16 protein-coding genes and 1 pseudogene are annotated in these 21,666 nt (G+C 67.1%); 8 read left to right on the forward strand and 9 right to left on the reverse strand.

Annotated features, from left to right (window positions below; translation table 11 throughout):
- Positions 1–59: 59 nt before the first annotated feature.
- The 7 genes from mfd (at position 60) to A5744_RS08780 (ending at position 8,971) form a co-directional block, all read left to right on the forward strand.
- Positions 60–3,728, forward strand: a complete 3,669-nt coding sequence (gene mfd, locus A5744_RS08750) for a transcription-repair coupling factor (protein WP_170874452.1) — start codon at positions 60–62, stop codon at positions 3,726–3,728.
- Positions 3,725–4,777 carry a nucleoside triphosphate pyrophosphohydrolase gene (locus A5744_RS08755; protein WP_083679245.1) on the forward strand — a complete coding sequence of 351 codons (1,053 nt, stop codon included), beginning with the start codon at positions 3,725–3,727 and terminating at the stop codon, positions 4,775–4,777. Before mfd ends, A5744_RS08755 begins: the two co-directional genes overlap by 4 nt.
- An 83-nt stretch (positions 4,778–4,860) precedes the next feature.
- On the forward strand, positions 4,861–5,598 hold the full coding sequence (locus A5744_RS08760) for a lytic transglycosylase domain-containing protein (protein ID WP_076060180.1): 738 nt from the start codon (positions 4,861–4,863) through the stop codon (positions 5,596–5,598).
- Positions 5,599–5,669: 71 nt separating this feature from the next.
- Positions 5,670–6,974: a phosphopyruvate hydratase gene (gene eno / locus A5744_RS08765; RefSeq protein ID WP_076060151.1), complete on the forward strand. Its 1,305-nt coding sequence runs from the start codon at positions 5,670–5,672 to the stop codon at positions 6,972–6,974.
- Positions 6,971–7,552, forward strand: coding sequence for a septum formation initiator family protein (locus A5744_RS08770; RefSeq protein ID WP_076060153.1), 582 nt, complete (start codon positions 6,971–6,973; stop codon positions 7,550–7,552). The genes eno and A5744_RS08770 overlap by 4 nt, the downstream gene beginning before the upstream one ends.
- Positions 7,545–8,033, forward strand: coding sequence for a DUF501 domain-containing protein (locus A5744_RS08775; protein WP_076060155.1), 489 nt, complete (start codon positions 7,545–7,547; stop codon positions 8,031–8,033). Before A5744_RS08770 ends, A5744_RS08775 begins: the two co-directional genes overlap by 8 nt.
- Positions 8,027–8,971 carry a Ppx/GppA phosphatase family protein gene (locus A5744_RS08780; protein WP_170874453.1) on the forward strand — a complete coding sequence of 315 codons (945 nt, stop codon included), beginning with the start codon at positions 8,027–8,029 and terminating at the stop codon, positions 8,969–8,971. The genes A5744_RS08775 and A5744_RS08780 overlap by 7 nt, the downstream gene beginning before the upstream one ends.
- Before the next feature lie 171 nt (positions 8,972–9,142).
- Here the strand turns inward: A5744_RS08780 and A5744_RS08785 are convergent, their stop codons facing one another.
- The 8 genes from A5744_RS08785 to A5744_RS08820 form a co-directional block, all read right to left on the reverse strand.
- Positions 9,143–9,823, reverse strand: coding sequence for a response regulator (locus A5744_RS08785; protein WP_076060159.1), 681 nt, complete (start codon positions 9,821–9,823; stop codon positions 9,143–9,145).
- Positions 9,820–12,396: a sensor histidine kinase KdpD gene (locus A5744_RS08790; RefSeq protein WP_076060160.1), complete on the reverse strand. Its 2,577-nt coding sequence runs from the start codon at positions 12,394–12,396 to the stop codon at positions 9,820–9,822. Before A5744_RS08790 ends, A5744_RS08785 begins: the two co-directional genes overlap by 4 nt.
- A 12-nt stretch (positions 12,397–12,408) precedes the next feature.
- Positions 12,409–13,296, reverse strand: coding sequence for a potassium-transporting ATPase subunit C (locus tag A5744_RS08795; protein ID WP_076060162.1), 888 nt, complete (start codon positions 13,294–13,296; stop codon positions 12,409–12,411).
- A 1-nt stretch (position 13,297) separates the two neighbouring features.
- A complete protein-coding gene (gene kdpB / locus A5744_RS08800; RefSeq protein WP_076060164.1) occupies positions 13,298–15,445 on the reverse strand; it encodes a potassium-transporting ATPase subunit KdpB in 2,148 nt (715 codons plus the stop codon).
- Positions 15,446–17,116, reverse strand: a complete 1,671-nt coding sequence (gene kdpA / locus A5744_RS08805) for a potassium-transporting ATPase subunit KdpA (protein ID WP_076060166.1) — start codon at positions 17,114–17,116, stop codon at positions 15,446–15,448.
- Complete coding sequence (locus tag A5744_RS24985) at positions 17,116–17,205, reverse strand: potassium-transporting ATPase subunit F (protein WP_139329779.1); 90 nt, start codon at positions 17,203–17,205, stop codon at positions 17,116–17,118. Before A5744_RS24985 ends, kdpA begins: the two co-directional genes overlap by 1 nt.
- Before the next feature lie 261 nt (positions 17,206–17,466).
- Complete coding sequence (locus A5744_RS08815; RefSeq protein ID WP_076060169.1) at positions 17,467–18,981, reverse strand: HAMP domain-containing sensor histidine kinase; 1,515 nt, start codon at positions 18,979–18,981, stop codon at positions 17,467–17,469.
- The gene (locus A5744_RS08820; RefSeq protein ID WP_076060171.1) at positions 18,978–19,751 is read right to left on the reverse strand and encodes a response regulator transcription factor; all 774 of its coding nucleotides are present in this window, start codon (positions 19,749–19,751) and stop codon (positions 18,978–18,980) included. The genes A5744_RS08815 and A5744_RS08820 overlap by 4 nt, the downstream gene beginning before the upstream one ends.
- A 572-nt stretch (positions 19,752–20,323) precedes the next feature.
- Between A5744_RS08820 and A5744_RS08825 the strand changes: the two genes are divergently transcribed.
- Entirely contained in the window at positions 20,324–21,505 is a 1,182-nt protein-coding gene (locus tag A5744_RS08825) for a PPE family protein (protein WP_076060172.1), read from the forward strand.
- Between the two features lie 62 nt (positions 21,506–21,567).
- Here the strand turns inward: A5744_RS08825 and A5744_RS08830 are convergent.
- Positions 21,568–21,666: pseudogene (locus A5744_RS08830) on the reverse strand (type VII secretion protein EsxI); the annotation flags it as partial.

Consider the following 21,666-nt stretch of genomic DNA (forward strand, 5'->3'; position numbering starts at 1 on the left):
TCGGGCGCAATCTTCACGAAATTCGGCGGCTCTAATTCGCCCCTAGAATGGGCCTCATCATGACCGCACCGGGGCCTGCTCGCCCAGAAACCCCGATCGCGGGGCTCGTCGAATTGGCGCTGACGGCGCCCACTTTCCAGCAACTCATCGAGCGCGCGACCGCTCGACCCGCGGAATTGAGCCTGGTCGGCCCGGCCAGCGCCCGGTTGTTCGTCACCAGCGCGCTGGCGCGGCTCGGTCCGTTACTGGTGGTCACCGCCACCGGGCGCGAAGCCGACGACCTGGCCGCCGAACTGACGGGCGTGTTCGGCGACGCGGTCGCGGTCTTCCCGTCGTGGGAGACGCTGCCGCACGAACGGCTTTCACCGGGCGTCGACACCGTCGGCACCCGCCTGATGGTGCTGCGCCGGCTGGCCCATCCCGACGACGCGACACTAGGGCCGCCGCTGCAGGTAGTGGTGACGACGATCCGATCGCTGCTGCAACCGATGACGCCGCAGCTGGGCCTGGTGGAACCGGTCACATTGAGCGTCGGCCAGGAAGCCGAATTCGAAGGCGTGGTGGCCCGGCTGGTCGAGCTGGCCTACACGCGAGTGGACATGGTCGGCCGGCGCGGCGAATTCGCCGTCCGCGGAGGGATTCTCGACGTTTTCCCACCGACCGCCGAACACCCGGTGCGCGTGGAGTTCTGGGGCGACGAGGTCAGCGAGATGCGCATGTTCGCGGTCGCCGACCAGCGCTCGATTCCCGAGATCGACGTCGACACGGTCGTCGCCGTTGCCTGCCGTGAGCTGCTGCTCGGTGACGACGTACGGGCGCGGGCCGCCGAGTTGGCCGCACGACACCCCGCGGGCGAGGGCGCGATCACCGGCAGCCTCACCGACATGCTGGCGAAGCTGGCCGAGGGCATCCCCGTCGACGGGATGGAGGCGCTGCTCTCGGTGCTGCATCCCCCGGAAAAAGGGGACCATGTTCTGCTGACCGATCAGCTGGCCGAGGGCACCCCGGTGCTGGTGTGCGACCCGGAGAAGGTGCGCAGCCGGGCCGCCGACCTGATCAAGACCGGTCGTGAATTCCTCGAGGCGTCGTGGTCGGTCGCCGCACTGGGTACCTCAGCAGCGCCGGTCGACGTCGGGCAATTGGGTGGGTCGGGCTTCGCCGAACTCGGTGACGTGGAGGCCGCGGCGCTCCGGTCCGGTCATCCCTGGTGGACGTTGAGTCAGCTGTCCGACGAGTCGGCGCTCGAGCTGGACGTCCGGGCGGCGCCGTCTGCTCGTGGACATCAGCACGACATCGACAGCATCTTCGCGATGCTGCGGGCGCACGTCACGACCGGTGGGTATGCGGCGGTGGTTGCACCCGGGACCGGGACCGCCCACCGCGTGGTGGAGCGGCTGGCGGAGTTCGATACCCCGGCCGCGATGCTGGAGTGCGGTGCCGCGCCCAAGTCCGGGGTCGTCGGTGTGCTCAAGGGCCCGCTGCACGACGGCGTCGTGATACCCGGCGCCAACCTGGTCGTCATCACCGAGACCGACCTGACCGGCAACCGGGCCACGGCCGTCGAGGGCAAAAGGCTGGCGGCCAAACGGCGCAACACCGTCGACCCCCTGGCGCTCGCGGCGGGCGACCTGGTGGTGCACGACCAGCACGGCATCGGCCGGTTCGTGGAGATGGTCGAGCGCACCGTCGGCGGCGCCCGGCGTGAGTACCTGGTGCTGGAGTACGCCTCCAGCAAGCGTGGCCAGCAGGCCGACAAGTTGTATGTCCCAATGGATTCCCTGGACCAGCTGTCGCGGTATGTCGGCGGCCAGGCCCCGGCGCTGAGCCGGCTGGGCGGCAGCGACTGGGCCAACACCAAGACCAAGGCGCGCCGCGCGGTCCGGGAGATCGCCGGCGAGCTGGTGTCGCTGTACGCCAAACGGCAGGCCAGCCCCGGGCACGCCTTCGGGCCGGACACCCCGTGGCAGGCCGAGATGGAGGATGCGTTCGGCTTCACCGAGACCGTCGACCAGCTCACGGCGATCACCGAGGTCAAGGCGGACATGGAAAAGCCGATTCCGATGGACAGGGTGATCTGCGGCGACGTTGGCTACGGCAAGACCGAAATCGCGGTAAGGGCGGCGTTCAAGGCGGTGCAGGACGGCAAGCAGGTCGCCGTGATGGTCCCCACCACACTGCTGGCCGACCAGCATCTGCAGACATTCGGCGAGCGGATGGCCGGGTTCCCCGTCGTCGTGAAGGGGTTGTCCCGGTTCACCGACGCCGCGGAGTCCCGCGCCGTGATCGACGGCCTGGCCGACGGGTCGGTGGACATCGTGATCGGCACGCATCGCCTGCTGCAGACCGGAGTGCGCTGGAAGGACCTCGGCCTGGTCGTCGTCGACGAGGAGCAGCGGTTCGGGGTCGAGCACAAGGAGCACATCAAGTCGCTACGCACCCACGTCGACGTGCTCACCATGAGCGCGACCCCGATCCCGCGGACGCTGGAGATGAGCCTGGCCGGGATCCGCGAGATGTCGACGATCCTGACGCCGCCCGAAGAGCGCTACCCGGTGCTGACTTACGTCGGCCCGCACGACGACAAGCAGGTCGCCGCGGCGTTGAGGCGCGAGCTGCTCCGCGACGGGCAGGCCTTCTATGTCCATAACCGGGTCAGCTCCATCGATCGGGCCGCCGCCCGGGTACGCGAGCTGGTGCCCGAGGCGCGCGTCGTCGTCGCGCACGGTCAGATGCCCGAGGACCTGCTGGAACGGACCGTTCAGGGCTTCTGGAACCGCGAATACGACATCCTCGTGTGCACCACGATCGTGGAGACCGGGCTGGACATCTCCAACGCCAACACGCTCATCGTCGAGCGCGCCGACACCTTCGGGCTGTCCCAGCTGCACCAGCTGCGCGGCCGGGTCGGCCGCAGCCGGGAACGCGGCTACGCCTACTTCCTCTATCCGCCGCACGTGCCGCTGACCGAGACGGCCTACGACCGGCTCGCGACCATCGCGCAGAACAACGAGCTGGGTGCGGGCATGGCGGTCGCACTGAAGGACCTCGAGATCCGCGGCGCCGGGAACGTGCTGGGCGTCGAGCAGTCCGGCCACGTCGCCGGGGTCGGATTCGACCTATACGTGCGCCTGGTCGGCGAGGCCGTCGAGGCCTACCGCGCGGCCGCCGACGGCGAGACGGTCGTCGCCCGCGAGGAGCCCAAGGATGTGCGGATCGACCTGCCGGTCGACGCGCACCTGCCGCCGGACTACATCGCCAGCGACCGGCTGCGGCTGGAGGGCTACCGGCGGTTGGCGGCCGCGGCCGACGACGCGGCCATCGTCGGGGTCGTCGAGGAACTCACCGACCGCTACGGGCCGCTGCCCGAGCCCGCCCAGCGGCTGGTCGCGGTCGCGCGGCTGCGGCTGCTGTGCCGCGCCGCCGGCATCACCGAAGTGTCGGCCGCCTCCGCGGCGACGGTGCGGCTGTCGCCGATCACGCTGCTAGATTCGGCTCAGGTGCGGCTCAAGCGGATGTATCCGGGCGCGCACTACCGGGCCACCACCGCCACCGTCCAGGTTCCGATCCCGCGAGCCGGGGGTATCGGTGCGCCACGCATCCGCGATGTCGAGTTGGTCCAGATGGTGGCCAACGTGGTGACGGCGCTGCAAGGCAAACCACAGCTAGAGATTGGTATAACGGGTGCGTCACCAGCGCCGATGTCCGGGGAGGAGCGACAGGCGAGATGATTGTCGTCTTGTTCGACCCCCGCCGCCCGTCGCTGGTTCCCGTTGAAGCGATCGAGCACCTCGGCGGGGAGGTGCAGTACACCGAGGAGATGCCCGTCGCGGTGCCGTGGTCGCTGCCGGGTGCCCGCCCCGTCGACACCGGGGAGGACGCCCCGGTGTTGCTGTCGTCCGACCCTGACCACCCCGCCGTCACCGCGCGGTTGGCCGCGGGGGCGCGGTTGATTTCGGCGCCCGACACACCACGCGGCGAACGGCTCGTGGACGCCGTCGCGATGATGGATAAGCTGCGCACCGCCGGGCCGTGGGAAAGCGAGCAAACGCACGACTCGTTGCGCAGGTTCCTGCTGGAGGAGACCTACGAGCTGCTCGACGCCGTCCGCAGCGGCAATGCCGACCAGCTGCGCGAAGAGCTCGGCGACGTGTTGCTGCAGGTCCTCTTCCACGCCCGCATCGCCGAGGACGCGCCGCAGCATTCCTTCACCATCGACGACGTCGCCGTCACGTTGATGCGAAAGCTCGGCAACCGGGTGCCGGGTGTGCTTGCGGGCCAATCCATTTCGCTGGAAGACCAGCTGGCTCAGTGGGAAGAGCGCAAGGCGGCCGAGAAACCGCGGAACTCGGTGATGGACGACGTTCATACCGGGCAGCCGTCATTGGCGTTGGCGCAGAAGGTCATTCAGCGCGCGGAGAAGGCCGGGTTCCCGGCCGACCTGATCCCCGCCGAGATCACCGCGATCGAGGTGTCGGCGGGTATCGACGCGGAAAGCTCGTTGCGCACCGCCGTTTTGGAGTTCGTCGACACCGTCTGCGCTGTCGAGAAGTCGATAGCCACCACCCGCCGCGGGGACAGTGTTCCCGAGGAGTTCGATGTGGCGCCGCTCGGCGAGATCAGCGACGAGGAGTGGCGCGCACACTGGCCCGTCGCCGGGCCGGAAGTCGACACGGTGGAGCCGGCCGGCAGCGATGGGGCCGTCGACAAGGCCGACGAGCCCGTCGCCGCGGCCAAGGGGTCCGGCAAGGGCTCGAAGAAGCGCGGTGGCCGCCGCTGAGCCCGTTCGGACTTTTTAGTCCCAAAACTCATGGGACGATGATTATGGGCGAAGTTGGTGCAGGCGAGCTTAAGGGGAGCGTGGTGTCGCCGAGGCGTTGGTTGCGCGCGGCCGCTGTGATCGGCGCGACCGCGATGCTGATGGCCTCCAGCTGCACCTGGCAGCTCAGCCTTTTCATTCCCGACGGCGTGCCCCCGCCGGCCGGCGATGCGGTGCCGCCGGTGAACACCCACGCCAGCGGCCGGCCCGCGGACCAGTTGCGGGAATGGGCGCAGCAACGGTCGGCCGCGATGGAGATTCCGGTCATCGCGCTGGAGGCCTACGCCTATGCCGCCCGCGTCGCCGAGGTCGAGAACCCGAAGTGCCATATCGCGTGGACCACGCTGGCGGGCATCGGGCAGGTGGAGAGCCATCACGGCACGTACCGGGGTGCGACGCTGGCGCCCAACGGCGATGTGAGCCCCCCCATTCGGGGTGTTCGACTGGACGGCAGCGGCGGGACCCTGCGCATCGTCGACAGCGAGGAAGACACGCGTGGCTCGGATCAAGGCGCCGGGGTGGTGCGTGCGATGGGGCCGATGCAGTTCATTCCGGAGACGTGGCGGTTGTACGGGGTCGACGCCCACAACGACGGCCGCGTCAGCCCGGACAACATCGATGACGCAGCCCTTGCGGCGGCGGGCTATTTGTGTTGGCGCGGAAAGGATCTCGCCACACCACGGGGGTGGATAACCGCGCTGCGCGCGTACAACAACTCGGGCATCTATGCGCGGGCCGTTCGGGACTGGGCGACCGCCTACGCGTCGGGGCACCCGCTGTAGCAGGATGTATCGCTGACCCAGGCTTTACGCTTAAGGCGGCCGTCATCAGCTAACACGCAAGGAGAAACCCAGTGCCGATTATCGAGCAGGTCGGGGCCCGCGAGATCCTCGATTCTCGCGGTAACCCGACGGTCGAGGTCGAGATAGCTCTGATCGACGGGACGTTTGCCCGCGCCGCGGTGCCGTCCGGCGCGTCGACCGGCGAACACGAGGCCGTCGAGCTGCGCGATGGCGGCGAGCGCTACGGCGGCAAGGGCGTGCAGAAGGCGGTGCAGGCCGTGCTGGACGAGATCGCCCCGGCCGTCATCGGACTCAATGCCGACGATCAGCGGTTGGTCGACCAGGCATTGGTGGACCTCGACGGCACCCCGGACAAGTCGCGGCTCGGCGGCAACGCGATCCTGGGCGTCTCGCTTGCTGTGGCCAAGGCGGCCGCCGATTCCGCCGAGCTGCCGTTGTTCCGCTATCTCGGCGGCCCCAACGCGCACATCCTGCCGGTGCCGATGATGAACATCCTCAACGGCGGCGCGCACGCCGACACCGCCGTCGACATTCAGGAATTCATGGTGGCGCCGATCGGCGCGTCTCACTTCGGTGAGGCGCTGCGCTGGGGTGCCGAGGTGTACCACGCGCTGAAGTCGGTGCTGAAAAAGCAGGGGCTCTCGACCGGCCTGGGCGACGAAGGCGGTTTCGCTCCCGACGTGGCCGGGACCACCGCCGCACTCGACCTGATCAGCACGGCCATCGAAGCGGCGGGCCTGAAACCCGGCGTCGACGTGGCACTGGCCCTCGACGCCGCCGCCACCGAGTTCTACACCGACGGGACCGGCTACGCCTTCGAGGGCAGCACCCGCAGCGCCGAGCAGATGAGCGAGTTCTACGCCGGCCTGCTCGGCTCCTATCCGCTGGTATCCATCGAAGACCCACTGTCCGAAGATGATTGGGACGGCTGGGCGGCCCTGACGGCGTCGATCGGCGACCGGGTGCAGATCGTCGGCGACGACATCTTCGTCACCAATCCCGAGCGCCTCGAGGAGGGCATCGACAAGGGCGTGGCAAATGCGTTGCTGGTCAAGGTGAACCAAATCGGGACGCTGACCGAGACGCTGGACGCCGTCGTGTTGGCCCACCACAGCGGCTACCGCACGATGATGAGCCACCGCAGTGGCGAGACCGAAGACACCACCATCGCCGATCTGGCGGTGGCGGTCGGCAGCGGTCAGATCAAGACGGGCGCACCCGCCCGCAGCGAGCGGGTCGCCAAATACAATCAGCTGCTGCGCATCGAGGAGGCGCTCGGCGATGCCGCCCGCTACGCCGGCGATTTAGCTTTCCCGCGATTCGCTCTGGATCCGAAACAGGTCGAAATAGCTTGACGCCCAAGCCCGATCCGAAGCGCCGCTCCCCGGCATCACGCCCGGGCAAAGCCGGCGATCCGGCTCGGCGCCGTCGCTCCACCAAGACCGTGCGTGAGCACGTCGTCGAACCCATCAAGCGGCAGCTCGCCGAATCCGTCGAGCAGCGGTCGGACCAGCGGCTGGGATTCACCGCGCGGCGGGCCGCGGTGCTCGCCGCGGTCATTTGCGTGTTGACCCTGACCATCGCGGGCCCGGTACGCACCTACTTCGCGCAGCGCACCGAGATGAATCAGTTGGCCGCGAGCGAAGCCGCGCTGCGGCGCCAGATCGCCGACCTCGAGCAGAAGAAGGTCAAGCTCGGTGACCCGGCCTACATCGCGGCGCAGGCCCGCGAGCGCCTCGGCTTCGTGAAGCCCGGAGACATCCCGTTCCAGGTGCAGCTGCCGCCGTCGGCGGCGACGCCGCAGCCCGGATCCGATACGGCCAAACCCACCAGCGGCGCCCCGTGGTACACGGCGCTGTGGCACACGATCGCCGATGCGCCGCACCTGCCACCGTCCAACACCCCACCCACCCCCACGGCGCCCGGTGGTTGATCGTGCGGACCTGGAAGCGGTGGCGCGCCAGCTAGGCCGCGAGCCGCGCGGGGTCCTGGAGATCGCTTATCGCTGCCCCAACGGCGAACCCGGCGTGGTCAAGACGAAGCCGAAACTTCCTGACGGCACACCGTTTCCGACGTTGTACTACCTGACACATCCGGTGCTCACCGCCGCCGCGAGCAGGCTGGAGACGACGGGACTGATGCACGAGATGACCGAGCGGTTGAAGCGCGAGCCGGAGTTGGCGGCGGCGTATCGGCGCGCGCACGAGTCGTATCTGGCCGAGCGTGACGCGATCGAGCCGCTGGGGACGGACTTTTCCGCCGGCGGCATGCCGGACCGGGTCAAGTGCCTGCACGTGCTGATCGCGCATTCGCTGGCCAAGGGCCCGGGGGTGAATCCGCTCGGTGATGAGGCGCTGGCACTGCTGGCCGGCGAGCCGGCGATGGCCCCCGTGTTGGTGGCGGGAAAGTGGTGAGCCGGCTCGCCGCTATCGACTGCGGTACCAACTCGATTCGGTTGCTGATCGCCGATGTCGCTGGCGGCCGCCTGCGCGATGTGCATCGCGAGACTCGGATCGTGCGGCTGGGTCAGGGCGTGGACGCGACGGGCGAGTTCGCACCGGAAGCTATAGCCCGGACCCGGTCCGCGTTAACCGATTATGCTGCGTTGCTGAAAGCGCACGGCGTCGAGCGGGTGCGGATGGTGGCGACGTCGGCGGCGCGCGATGTGGCCAATCGCGATGTGTTTTTTGCGATGACGGCCGACGTGCTGGGCCCGGTGCTCCCGGGCGCCGTTGCGGAGGTGATTACCGGAGCCGACGAGGCCGAGCTGTCCTTCCGCGGTGCCGTCGGTGAATTGGACCGCGCGCGAGGGCCTTTCGTCGTCGTGGACCTGGGTGGGGGTTCCACCGAAATCGTGGTCGGCGGGGACGAAGTGGTCGCCAGCTATTCGGCCGACATCGGTTGTGTCCGGCTGACGGAACGCTGCCTGCACTCCGACCCGCCCACACCGGAGGAGGTGGCGGCGGCCCGCCTGGTGGTGCGCGAGCGGCTCGACGTCGCGCTGCGCGCGGTTCCCGTCGAAGGCGCCCGGACGTGGGTGGGGTTGGCCGGCACGATGACCACGCTGTCCGCGCTGGCCCACAACATGACGACGTATGACTCTGCGGCCATTCATCTTTCGCGTGTCGACGGCCATGATCTGCAAGGGGTTTGCGATCGGCTGATCGGCATGACGCGAGCGCAGCGCGCGGCGCTGCCGCCGATGCACGAGGGCCGCGCCGACGTGATCGGTGGCGGCGCGATCGTGGTCGAGGAACTGGCGCGCGAGCTGCGCACCCGGGCGGGTATCGATGAGCTGACCGTCAGCGAACACGACATCCTGGACGGCATCGTGCTGTCGATCGCCGGCTGAGTCACATCCGCCACACTGCTAACCGCGCGGACGCGACACGCGTTCTGCCCCCTTATAGCGACAACTCCGTCGATGTCGTATCCGGCGTAGTTGCGGGCGGGCAGCCAAATTGTCGCTGTGAGGTGGGCAAAAAGCCAGCCAGCTTCCGGAGACGCATGTTGCGGATGCGACTCACGCCTCGAAGCGATAGCCCATGCCCGACTCGGTCAACAGGTGTTTGGGATGCGACGGGTCATCCTCAAGCTTGCGTCGCAGCTGCGCCAAATAAACACGCAGGTAATGGGTTTCGGTGGCGTATGCCGGCCCCCAAACCTCCTTGAGCAGTTCCTCGCGCCCGATCAACTTGCCGCGGTTGCGGACCAACACCTCGAGCATGCCCCATTCGGTCGGGGTCAGATGCACTTCGACGCCGTCTTTGGTGACCTTCTTGGCGGCCAGGTCGACGGTGAACGCGTCGGTTTCCACGACGGGCTCGTCCGTGTCGGACGCCGCGGCGTTGCGGCGGACCGCGGCACGCAGCCGGGCCAGGAACTCGTCCATCCCAAAGGGTTTCGTGACGTAGTCGTCGGCGCCGGCGTCCAGCGCCTCGACCTTGTCCGACGAATCCGTGCGCGCCGACAAGACGATCACCGGCGCCGTGAGCCAGCCGCGCAGGCCGCCCAGCACCTCGATGCCGGAGATGTCGGGCAGGCCCAGGTCGAGGATCACCACGTCGGGCTTGTGCTCGGCTGCCGCGCGCAGCGCACCGGCACCGGTCGACGCGGTGATGACCTCGTAGCCTCGCACGGACAAGTTGATCCGCAGCGCCCGCAGGATGTGCGGTTCGTCGTCGATCACCAACACCCGGGTCATCGTGGGCCGATCTGCTGCGGGGCGGCGAGTTCCACCACGACGGTCAGGCCGCCGCCGGGGGTATCGCTTGCCGCGATGGTGCCGCCCATGGCCTCGACGAAGCCGCGCGCCACCGACATCCCCAAACCGACGCCGGTGGTGTTGTCGTGGTCGCCGAGGCGTTGGAACGCTTCGAAGATCTGATCCTCGGTCCCGTGCGGGATTCCGGGACCCTCGTCGATGACGTTGATCAGGACGCGATCGCCCACCTGTCCGGCGTTGACCCTGACGATGCTGTTGGGCGCGTAGCGCAGCGCGTTGTCGATCAGGTTGGCAAGCACCCGTTCCAACAGCCCGGCGTCGGCCATCAGCACGGCGTCGCCGACATCGACCTTGACCCGATCGATGGCGGGTCGGTAAAAGCCGGTGGCGCCCTTGCCGATGCTGACCAGCGCGCGTTGCACCGTCTCCTCGAGATACACCCGGTGCAGGTCCGGTCGAACCACGCCGGCGGCCAGCCGCGAGGAGTCGAGCAGGTTACCGACCAATGCGGTCAGCTGGTCGACGGACTCCTCGATGGTGGCCAGCAATTCGGCGGTGTCCTCGGCCGAGAAGGCGACATCCTCGGCGCGCAGGCTGGATACGGCAACCTTGGCGGCGGCCAGCGGCGTGCGCAGATCGTGGCTGACCGCCGAGAGCAGGGAGCGGCGCAGCTCGTCGGCCCGCACGATCGCCTCGGTCCGGCTGGCTTCCTCGGCCAGTTCGCGCTGCCTGATCAGGCCCGCGGCTTGTTTGGCCACCGCGGTGAGCACCCGGCGGTCGCGCGTCGAGAGCTTCCTACCGGCCAGCAGCATCCAGAATTCGTCGTCGCCGACCTCGATCGCGGTGTCAGCGGAATCCACGCTCGCGCAAGGATCTTTGCCCACGCAGGCGACCACGTAGCTCTTCTTTCCGCTGGCGCGGGCCTCCTCGCTGGGCTCCCGCAGCATGCTGACCGCGCGCTGCGAGTACGTCTCGCGCACGCGTTCGAGCAGCGACTCGAGGTCCGCACCGCGCAGCACCGATCCCGCGAACAGCGTCAGCAGCTCGGCCTCCTGGGACGCGCGCCGCGCCTCTCGTGCGCGATTGGCCGCGAAGTTCACCAGGACCGCTACGGCGACCGCAATCAACAGCAGCACCAACTCGGTGATGGCACTGTTGGGTTCGGCGATGGTGAAGCTGTGCCGCGGAGCTATCAGGTAGTAGTTCAGCAGCAACCCGGAGAGCACCGCCGAAAGCGCCGCCGGGGCAACGCCTCCCAGTAAGCCCACCAACAGCACCCCGACGAAGAACAACGCGCTCTCGCCGCCGGTGTCCAGATAAGGGTCCAGCGTGGTCACCGTGACCGCGCAGACGACCGACGGGATGATGAACGCCGCGAGCCAGGACGCGACGCGTCGCTCGTGGGGCGCGAGCGACCCAATGTGCAAGCCACGCTTGGATTCCTCGTGCGTGACCATGTGCACGTCGATCTTTCCGGAACGCTCGACGATCGTCTGGCCGATGCCCTCCTCGAAGATGCGCGCCCACCGGGGCCGGCGGGAGGTGCCGATCACCAGCTGGGTGGCGTTGTTCTCGCGGGCGAAATCCAGTAGGGCAGTGGGCACGTCGTCACCGACCACGGTGTGCAGGGAAGCGTCCAGGCTGTTCGCCAGCTCGCGAATCTTGCCCATCTTGCGGTCGGACACGCCGGCCAGCCCGTCGCCACGTATGACGTGCACCACCATCAGCTCTGCGCTCGATTTCGAGGCGATCCGGGATGCCCGCCGCACCAACGTCTCCGATTCCGGACCACCGGTGACCGCCACGACAACCCGTTCGCGCGCCTCCCACAGGTCGGTGATCTTGTTCTCGGCGCGGTACTTCGCCAGCGCGGTGTCCACCTGGTCGGCCAGCCACAGAAGCGCCAATTCGCGTAGGGCCGTGAGGTTTCCGCGCCGGAAGTAGTTCGACAGGGCCGCATCGATCCGGGCCGGAGCGTAGACGTTGCCATGAGATAGCCTGCGCCGCAGCGCCTCCGGTGTGATGTCGATGAGTTCGACCTGCGAGGCCTCCCGCACGATGGAGTCCGGGATGGTTTCCTGCTGTTGGATGCCCGTGATCTGGGCGACGACGTCGTTGAGGCTCTCCAGGTGCTGGATGTTGACCGTGGAGATCACGGTGATACCGGCATCGAGCAGTTCCTCGACATCCTGCCAGCGCTTGTGATTCTTGCTGCCCGGCGTGTTGGTGTGGGCAAGTTCGTCGACGAGGACTACCTGCGGATGCCGCGCGAGCACGGCGGGCACGTCGAGTTCGGTGAACCTGCCGCCCCGATATTCGACATAGTGCGGCGGGATGACCTCGATGCCCTCAATCAGCTCAGCGGTTTTCGCCCGACCATGGGTCTCCACGACGGCCGCCACCAGGTCGGTGCCGCGCTCCAAGCGTCGATGCGCCTCTCCCAGCATCGCGTACGTTTTGCCGACACCCGGGGCCGCACCGAGGTAGATGCGTAGCTCCCCGCGCTTGGCAGGTTGGCCCGGGAGGCCGACGTCGCTCACGTCAACCATCATCCCCCCATGGCGCTAACCGGTGACCGGATACTTGTGATCGAGCTGCAGATTGAGTTCCAGCACGTTCACGCACGGCTCACCGAAGAAGCCAAGGGTGCGGCCGTTGCGGTACTGCGCGAGGACCTCACGTATCTGGTCCGGGGACACATGCCGGGCCTTGGCCACGCGGGCGACCTGGATGTCCGCATACGCCGGTGAGATGTTCGGGTCCAGGCCGCTGCCGCTGGCGGTGACGGCGTCCGCCGGAACCCGCGGATCCGCCGGTGCGGCCCCGCGAATGGGCACGATCTGGCCGATCGAGTAGTCCTCGCCGGACTTCGCGCACTCGACCCGGACGCCTTCGTAGAAGTCCAGGAAAGGCCGGGGCGTCGTGCCGCACGGCTCGTTGACGCTGACGACTCTGGTGGGATGAGTGACATACCCGCGCGAATCGCGGGGGCCGATCACCGACAGGACGGCCCCGACGCCGCCGCCGGTGCAGAACGGACGTGATCCGTCGACGCCTTCGAGTTGGCCGATCGATGCGCTGCGGGAACACACCTGCGTCAGCAGGCTGGGCTTGGGCGGATCGCCCGGGACGTCGATCACGCTTTCGGGACCTAGGTTGCTGCCGCCGCTCGACGTCGGGTCATACCCGGTGCTGCCCGCGGCCGATGGCCGGCTCTGAAAGTACTGCGGCAACGGGTTGCCGGACGAGTCGGTGAACGACTGGCCAATCAGCTTGCTGCCGACCGGTTTGCCGCCCGCGGTGATGATCGAGCCCTGCGCCTTGTCGTGCAGCCCGGGAATCGAAGCGACCAACCAAATCAGCAGCGGATAGCCGAAACCGAGCAGCACGGTAAACACGAGCAGCGCGCGCAGCGCGGCCCAATGTTGCCGAATCACGTTCCCAAACTTCATCTCAGGCCATCCCGGGAAGCAGTTGAACCAGCAAGTCGATGAGCTTGATTCCGACGAACGGGGCGACGATGCCACCCAGGCCGTAGATGTAGAGATTGCGGCTCAGCAGTTTGGCCGCACGGCTGGGCGTGTAGCGAACGCCGCGCAGCGCCAGCGGAATCAGGGCGACGATGACGATCGCGTTGAAGATCACGGCGGACAGGATCGCCGATTGCGGACTGTGCAAGCGCATCACGTTGAGCAGGTCCAGGCCCGGAAAGATCGCCACGAACAGCGCCGGGATGATCGCGAAATACTTGGCGATGTCGTTGGCGATGGAGAACGTGGTCAACGCCCCGCGGGTGATCAACAGCTGCTTACCGATTTCCACGATTTCGATGAGCTTGGTGGGGTCGGAGTCCAGGTCCACCATGTTGCCGGCCTCTTTGGCCGCCGACGTGCCGGTGTTCATCGCCACCCCGACGTCGGCCTGGGCAAGGGCGGGGGCGTCGTTGGTACCGTCACCGGTCATCGCGACCAGGCGCCCGCCCTGCTGCTCACGCTTGATGAGCATCATCTTGTCTTCCGGTGTGGCCTCGGCGAGGAAGTCGTCGACCCCGGCCTCATCGGCGATCGCCTTGGCGGTCAACGGATTATCGCCGGTGATCATCACCGTGCGGATGCCCATCAGCCGCATCGCGTCGAACCGGTCGCGCATGCCCTGCTTCACCACATCTTTGAGGTGGATGACCCCCAGCACGTCCGCCTGTCCGTCGGCCAGCCGTCCGACAACGAGCGGGGTTCCGCCGGCGGCGGAGATACCGTCGACGATCTCACCCAGTTCGGCGGGTACCGTGCCCCCGTGACCGCGGACCCACTCGGCCACCGAGCTGGCCGCGCCCTTGCGCAGCTGGCGCCCGTCGAGGTCCACGCCCGACATCCGGGTAGTCGCACTGAATTCCACCCACGTGGCGTTGGACAGCTCGCCGGGGGTCCGCGCGCGCAGCCCGTACGCCTCTTTTGCGTAGACGACGATGGAACGACCCTCGGGAGTTTCGTCGGCGAGGCTGGATAGCTGCGCGGCGTCGGCCAGATCCTGGTTCGTCACCCCGGACACCGGAATGAATTCCGACGCTTGACGATTCCCGAGCGTGATGGTTCCGGTCTTGTCCAGGAGCAGGGTGTTGACGTCGCCGGCCGCCTCGACCGCGCGACCGGACATGGCCAGCACGTTGCGCTGTACCAACCGATCCATGCCCGCGATGCCGATCGCCGACAACAGCGCGCCGATGGTGGTGGGAATCAGGCACACCAGAAGTGCGACCAGGACGATGCCGCTGATCCCGTCGGCGCTCAGCGCCGAGGTCGCCGGAACTCCGGGATTGTTGACCTTGGAGTAGATCGCGAGCGGCTGAAGCGTGGCCACCGCGAACACGAAGATGATGGTCAGCGCCGCCAGCAGAATGTTGAGCGCGATCTCGTTGGGCGTCTTCTGCCGATTCGCACCCTCGACGAGTGCGATCATCCTGTCCACAAAGCTCTCTCCGGGCTTCTGGGTGATCTTGACCACGATCCGGTCGGAGAGCACGGTGGTCCCGCCGGTTACCGCCGAGCGATCTCCGCCGGATTCCCGGATGACGGGTGCCGATTCGCCGGTGATGGCCGATTCGTCAACCGAGGCAATGCCTTCCACGACATCCCCGTCGCCGGGAATGACCTCTCCCGCGGTGACCACCACGATGTCGCCCTGCTGCAGTAGTGGCGCCGCCACTTCTTCGGGAGTGCCGCCGGTGCTGCCCGGCGTCCAGTCGTTGAGCCGGTGCGCGATGGTGTCGGCTTTCGACTTGCGGAGCGTGTCGGCCTGCGCCTTGCCACGCCCTTCGGCGACCGCTTCGGCCAAGTTGGCGAAAATCACTGTCAGCCACAGCCAGAACACGGTGAGCCAGCTGAACCAGCTGCCGTCGCCGATCGCGAGCACCGTCGACCATGCGGCGCCGATTTCCACGATGAACATCACCGGGTTGCGCCACAGGGTGCGCGGATCGAGCTTGGCGAGCGCGTCCGGCAGCGACTTCACCAGCAACGCGGGGTCGAGCAACCCGCCCTGCAACTTATCGCCGGGTGCCTTGGCGCTGCGCCGGAGTTTGGGGGACGGGATTGTGGCGGTCACTCAGTGAATCCCTTCGGCGAGCGGCCCGAGCGCCAGCGCGGGCAGGAAGGTGAGGGCAACCAGAATGACGGTCACACCCACCACCAAGCCCACGAACTGAGGCTTGTGGGTGGGCAGCGTGCCGCTCGACTCGGGGGTCACGCCCTGACGGGCGAGTGAACCGGCCAGCGCGAGAACCAACATCATCGGCAGGAAGCGGCCAAACACCATCGCCAGGCCCAACGCGGTGTTCCACCAGACCGTGTTGGCCGAGAGCCCGGCGAAAGCCGAACCGTTGTTGTTGGCCGCGGAAGTGAATGCGTAGAGGACCTCGGAGAGGCCGTGCGGGCCGGTGTTGGTCATGGCGGCGCGCTCACCCGGTAGCGCCATCGCGATGGCGGTGCCGAGCAGCACGATCAGCGGGGTGATCAGGAAATAGCCTGCGGCCAGCTTCATTTCGCGCGGGTTGATCTTCTTGCCGAGGTATTCCGGTGTGCGGCCGACCATCAAGCCGGCGACGAACACGGTGATGACGGCGAGGATCAGGATGCCGTACAGGCCGGAGCCGACGCCGCCCGGCGCGACCTCGCCGAGCTGCATGTTGAACATCGTCATCATGCCGCCCAGGGAACTGTAGGAGTCGTGCACCGAATCGACGGCACCGGTCGACGTCAGGGTGGTGGCGTCGGCGAAGATCGCGGAATCGGCGACCCCGAAGCGTTGTTCGACGCCTTCGGTGGACGCACCCACCGCGGTGGGAACGGTGCCGTGGTGCTGCAATTGGAACAGCATCATGAACGTGACGCTGAGAACGGCAAGGACGCCGACGATCGCAGCAATCGCGTAGCCCTGTTTCTTGCTGTTCACCATGCGGCCGAAGGTTCGCGGCAGCGAGAAGCTGATGACCAGTAGCAGGAAGATCTCCACCCAGTTCGTCCAGGCGGTCGGGTTTTCGAACGGGTGCGCGGAGTTGGCGTTGTAGAAGCCACCGCCGTTGGTGCCCAACAGCTTGATCGCCTCCTGGCTGGCGACCGGCCCGCCTGGGATGGTCTGGTGGACACCGGACAGCGTGGTGACGACCTGGTCGTTGAGGTGGAAGTTCTGCACGACGCCGCCGGCGATCAGCACGATGGCTCCGAGGATGGAGATCGGCAGCAGGATGCGCAGCGTGCCGCGGGTCAAGTCCACCCAGAAGTTGCCGAGTTCATGGGTGCGGTGGCGGGCGAAGCCACGGACCAACGCGACCGCGACGGCCATGCCGACCGCGGCGGAGACAAAGTTCTGCACCGCCAGACCGGCCATCTGCACCAGGTGCCCCATCGTCGATTCGCCGGAGTAGGCCTGCCAGTTGGTGTTTGTGACGAAGCTGACGGCGGTGTTCCAGGCCAGCGCCGGCGTCATCTTCGTCGCGGGGTCGTGCAGATGCAGTGGCAGCTTGCCCTGGACGAGTTGCAAGACGAACAGGAACACGACGCTGACCGCCGAAAATGCAAGCACGCTACGGGCATACGCGACCCAGCCCTGTTCGGCGTCCGGATTGGCCCCGATCAGGCGATAGACGAACTTCTCTGTGCGCGAATGCTTTCGGGAGCTGTAGACCCGAAACATGTAGTCGCCCAGCGGGATATGGACCACCGCCAGCGCGAGGACGAGTAACCCGAGGAAGATCAGCCCCGCCGCGGTCCCGCTCACTAGAACCGCTCCGGAAAGACCAGGGCCGCGCCCAGCAGCAGGGCGATGAGCACGGCCAGTATCAGGCCTATGGCGTTAGCGCTGCTCACGAGCCCAATTTCAGCGTCCAGCCGAGCGCGGCGAACACCGCTACGGTCAGCGCGAGGTACACCAAGACGCCCATCTTGTCTCCGTTCTGCGCCGGTCGTGCGCACACTTAACGACCTCATCGAGTCCGCGACAGCGTAGTCCTCGGAGGCAAAGGTCAGGTTGAAATTAATCGGACCGGATGGCGTCGGGCCGTTGGTTGACACTTTCCTAACGGCGCCACGGTGCGCCTTTACGGTTTCTTTACGCCCGGGCGCAGCAGACTAGGCGCTATCCGAGAGCGGGCCCTCGATCATCGGCAGCCGCACCCGAAACACCGTTCGGCCGCTGCCGGATTCGGCGGTGACCGAGCCGCGGTGCGCCTTGACGATCGAACTCACGATGGCCAGCCCCAGCCCAATGCCCGAACCGTCGGACCTCGTCGTGTCCGCCCGGACGAATCGCTCGAATAAGCGCGGCAGCAGCTCAGCGTCGATGCCGGGCCCGTCGTCGGCGACCGTGAGCTCCGCATAGGCCCCCTCGGCGCCGCTGCGCCGGCACGTGATCCCGGTGGTCACCGTGACGCCCGGCGGCGTGTGCACCCGGGCGTTGCTGAGCAGATTGCTGACCAGCTGGTGCAGCCGGTCCTGGTCTCCCCGGACCCATACCGGCTCGTCGGGCAGGTCCTTGACCCACTGGTGCGTCGGCGCCGCGACCGCCGCGTCGTTCACCGCGTTGATGACGAGGTCGGCCAGGTCGACGTCGTCGCTCTGGAGGTCTTGACCCTCGCCCAAGCGGGAGAGCAGCAGCAGCTCGTCGACAAGCAACGTCATGCGTCTTGCCTCCGATTCGATGCGGGCCAGCGCGTATTCGGTGGTCGGTGGCAGTGCCGAACTGTCCTGGCGGGTCAATTCGGCATAACCCTGAATGGCGGCCAGCGGGGTCCGTAGCTCGTGGCTGGCGTCGGTGATGAATTGTCGGGTGCGCAGATCGGAGTCGACGCGATGCGCGAGCGCGCTATCCACGTTGTCCAGCAACCGATTCAGCGTGTGCCCGACGATCCCGACCTCGTTGTCCGGGTCGGTGTCCTCCGGCCGAACCCGGACGCTGATCCGGTGGTCGTCGTCGGTGAGCGGCATCGCGGCGACTTCCGCGGCGGTCGCCGCGACCCGGCGCAGCGGGCGAAGGGTGTAGCCGACAACCCACACCGTGAGTCCCGCGGTGATGAGCAGGGCGGCCGCGACAAGGGCCGTGGTGGTGATGTTCTTGCGTGCGATGATCCGGTCGGCGAGGTTCAGCGACACCCCGACGACCAGGACGTCGGATCCGTCGATGAGACAGTCGACCCGGTAGGACCCCAGGCTGCCGAGCTTTTCGGTATGTGGCGGACCGTCGTGCCACTGCTGTCCTTCGATTGCGCGGACGACGTCGGCCGGCGCGGGTCGGGGTTCGTCTTCGGAGAAGACCGCCGAGCCGATCACCACGCCGTCGCGCACCACGGCGATGAGGTTTCCCGGGGTTTGGCCGGTGAACTCCAGCAACGCCTCCGATACCGGGGCGTTGGCTCGGTGTCCCGACGCATGGTCGCCGCTGCGGTATCTGCTGTAGGAGTGGTTGAACGCGTGCAGCGATTTGGCTACTTCGGCGTCGTTCATGGTGGTGACATAGCCGCGCAGGCTCAGCACGGAGACAACCCCGACCGCCACCAAAACCACTGTGACGACTGCCAATACGCCGACCAGCAATTGGCGTCGCAAGGAGCGGGGAAACCACCGCGGGGTGTCGCGCTCGGCGGTCATTCCGGTGGCCGCAGCATGTATCCGACACCTCGGACGGTGTGGATCATCGGCTCCCTGCCGGAGTCGATCTTCTTTCTCAGATAAGAGATGTACAGATCGACGATGCTGGTGCGCCCGGCGAAGTCGTAGTTCCAGACGCGGTCCAGGATCTCGGTGCGGCTCAGCGCGCGGCGTGGGTTACGCATGAGGAAGCGAAGCAATTCGAACTCGGTCGACGAAAGTGAGATCGGCGTCCCGTCGCGGCTGACTTCGCGGCTGGCGCTGTCGATTCGAAGATCGCCGACTTTGAGCGCTTCGGGCGTCGGTGGGGTCAGCTGGCTGGAGCGGCGCAGCAAGCCGCGGAGCCGCGCGACGAGCTCCTCGAGGCTGAACGGTTTGGTCATGTAGTCGTCCGCGCCCGCGGTGAGCCCGGTGACCCGATCCATGACCGAATCGCGGGCGGTGAGGAACAGCGTGGGCGTGTAGGCGTCGGATTCGCGGATCCGCTGCAGAATTCGCAAGCCGTCGACGTCCGGAAGCATGATGTCGAGGACCAGCACGTCGGGTTTGACACGTTCGAACTTCGCGATGGCTTCGCGCCCGTTGTGGGCGATTTCGACGACCCAGCCCTCGTAGTGCAGCGCCATCTTGACCAGGTTGGTCAACGCGGGCTCATCGTCCACCAGCAAAACTCGGATGGGGGATCCGTCGGCGCGATAAATCCGGGGCAGCTGTCCCAGCATGGCCTGGCGCGGCCGCTGGCTGCCCGCGTATCCCGACGTTGTGGTCATGTCCCCATATTCTCCCAATACTCATATCCGATTGTCACGGAGTTCATAGAGTTCTCAAATCCAAGCGACCGGGACGACGGACTGCCGGAGCCCGGGCATGTGTGAGTTTTGTATGAGTCGTATCAGCCAAGTTGAGAGGAATGTTTTCCTCAAAAATACTGGAAGGCAGTGCTGTTCGTGTGATGGAACTCGTCAACCACGAGGGGTAGTTCTTCAAATCGGCAGCGCTGGAACGGATTTCATTGAGTACCAAATGCCGCAGTTCAGCGGTCGCCGTCACTCCCCAACGGGAGCGCACGACGGCAGAGGACGACGGTGTCCTGTCTTTCGTAAATTCAAAGTTACTTCAAGTTACGAATTGTGTGAGTTTCCAGTGATTTTCGCACTGCGGTCGGTTTATGCACGATTACGGCCGTCAGTGGCGGCGGCCGGTGGGTTACAGCCTCCGCCTCTGCCAGCGATGCGACGGTCGCTGGGCTTCGAGACAACTCCCTTCCCCCGGTCAGCCGGATGGCGACGATGCCTGCCGATGTAGCCGGGACAGCAAACTCGTCGAGAGATAGGACAGCGCGATGGATTTTGGAGCATTGCCACCGGAGGTCAACTCCGGGCGGATGTACATCGGGCCGGGGCCGACGACCCTGCTGACCGCGTCCGCCGGATGGCAAGCGCTGGCGGCCGGACTCCATGCCGCCGCCAGCCGCTACCAATCGGTGATCACCGGTCTGACCGACGAATCGTGGACGGGCCCGTCGTCCATGTCGATGGTGGCTGCCGTCGCGCCGTTCCTGGCGTGGATGACGGCCATCGCCGCCCAGTGTGAGGAGGCGGCCGGCCAGGCCACCGCCGCGGCGGCCGCCTACGAAACGGCCTTCGCCATGACGGTCCCGCCGCCGACGATCGTGGCCAACCGTGCTCAGCTGATGACGTTGGTCGCGACCAACCTCCTCGGGCAGAACACGCCGGCGATCATGGCCACCGAGGCGGCCTACGGCGAGATGTGGGCCCAGGACGCTACCGCGATGTACAACTACGCCGCCAATTCCGCTTCCGCTTCTGCCTTCACGACCTTCACACCGCCGCCACAGACGACCAATCCGGGTGGGCGTGCCGACCAAGCGGGCGCGGTCGCCCAGGCGGCGGGCGTCGCGGCGGGTACCAAGGCCCCGGCGACGTCGACACAGTTGATTTCCTCAGTGCCGCAAGCACTCCAGAGTCTGTCGACCCCCGGATCGTGGTCCGCCTTGGGGCTCTCGCCGACGGCAATGGGCGGCACCGCGGCTTCAGTGGGGTTATCGGGGCTGTCCGGCCCGCTCAGTGCCCTGTCGAGCATTACCAATACGTCGGGCAAGACCGGCGCCGGGCTTGGTCTCGACGGGTATGGCCTGAGCCTGGATTTCGAGGGCTTGGGTTCGATTACCGGATCCGACGGGGGTGCCATGAGTGGTCTGGGAGACCCAGGACATCTCGGCGGTGTGGGACCAGGAGCGTCGGCGAGCTTCGGTGATGCGACATCGCTGGGCACGTTGTCGGTGCCGCCGAGTTGGGCCGATGCGCTGGCGGTTCCGGCACCGCAGCCCGTGCTCGATGCGAACGTCATGCCGGGTGGATGGGGCGCGATGCCGTCGCCGACGAGCGGCGCAGGCGTCTCCAAGTTGCCCTTGGGCGGGATGGTCGGGCGCGAGTCCGACGGCGCGGTTCATCGAATCGGGTTCCGCTCCTCGCTGATTCCGCGTTCGCCGGTGGCCGGTTAGTCACGCACAAAACCGGGGCCGCACACGGATCGGTGTGCGGCCCCGGTCTAAGGGTGCGTTTGTTAGGCCCAGCTGGACCCAACTGCGCTGTCGGTGCTGGCCATGTTGCTGCCGGCGGTCTGCACCTTCTGGCCGTGGGCGTTGGCCTGCTCGTAAATCAC

The sequence above is a fragment of the Mycobacterium sp. IS-1264 genome (assembly GCF_001954195.1).
Lineage (GTDB): Bacteria > Actinomycetota > Actinomycetes > Mycobacteriales > Mycobacteriaceae > Mycobacterium.

Excerpts from the sequence above, each read along its gene's own strand:
- mfd (WP_170874452.1), top strand. The coding sequence starts at position 60 with ATGACCGCACCGGGGCCTGCTCGCCCAGAAACCCCGATCGCGGGGCTC.
- A5744_RS08755 (WP_083679245.1), top strand. The coding sequence starts at position 3,725 with ATGATTGTCGTCTTGTTCGACCCCCGCCGCCCGTCGCTGGTTCCCGTT.
- A5744_RS08785 (WP_076060159.1), bottom strand. The coding sequence starts at position 9,823 with ATGACCCGGGTGTTGGTGATCGACGACGAACCGCACATCCTGCGGGCG.
- A5744_RS08790 (WP_076060160.1), bottom strand. The coding sequence starts at position 12,396 with ATGATGGTTGACGTGAGCGACGTCGGCCTCCCGGGCCAACCTGCCAAG.
- A5744_RS08795 (WP_076060162.1), bottom strand. The coding sequence starts at position 13,296 with ATGAAGTTTGGGAACGTGATTCGGCAACATTGGGCCGCGCTGCGCGCG.
- A5744_RS08815 (WP_076060169.1), bottom strand. The coding sequence starts at position 18,981 with ATGACCGCCGAGCGCGACACCCCGCGGTGGTTTCCCCGCTCCTTGCGA.
- A5744_RS08820 (WP_076060171.1), bottom strand. The coding sequence starts at position 19,751 with ATGACCACAACGTCGGGATACGCGGGCAGCCAGCGGCCGCGCCAGGCC.
- A5744_RS08825 (WP_076060172.1), top strand. The coding sequence starts at position 20,324 with ATGGATTTTGGAGCATTGCCACCGGAGGTCAACTCCGGGCGGATGTAC.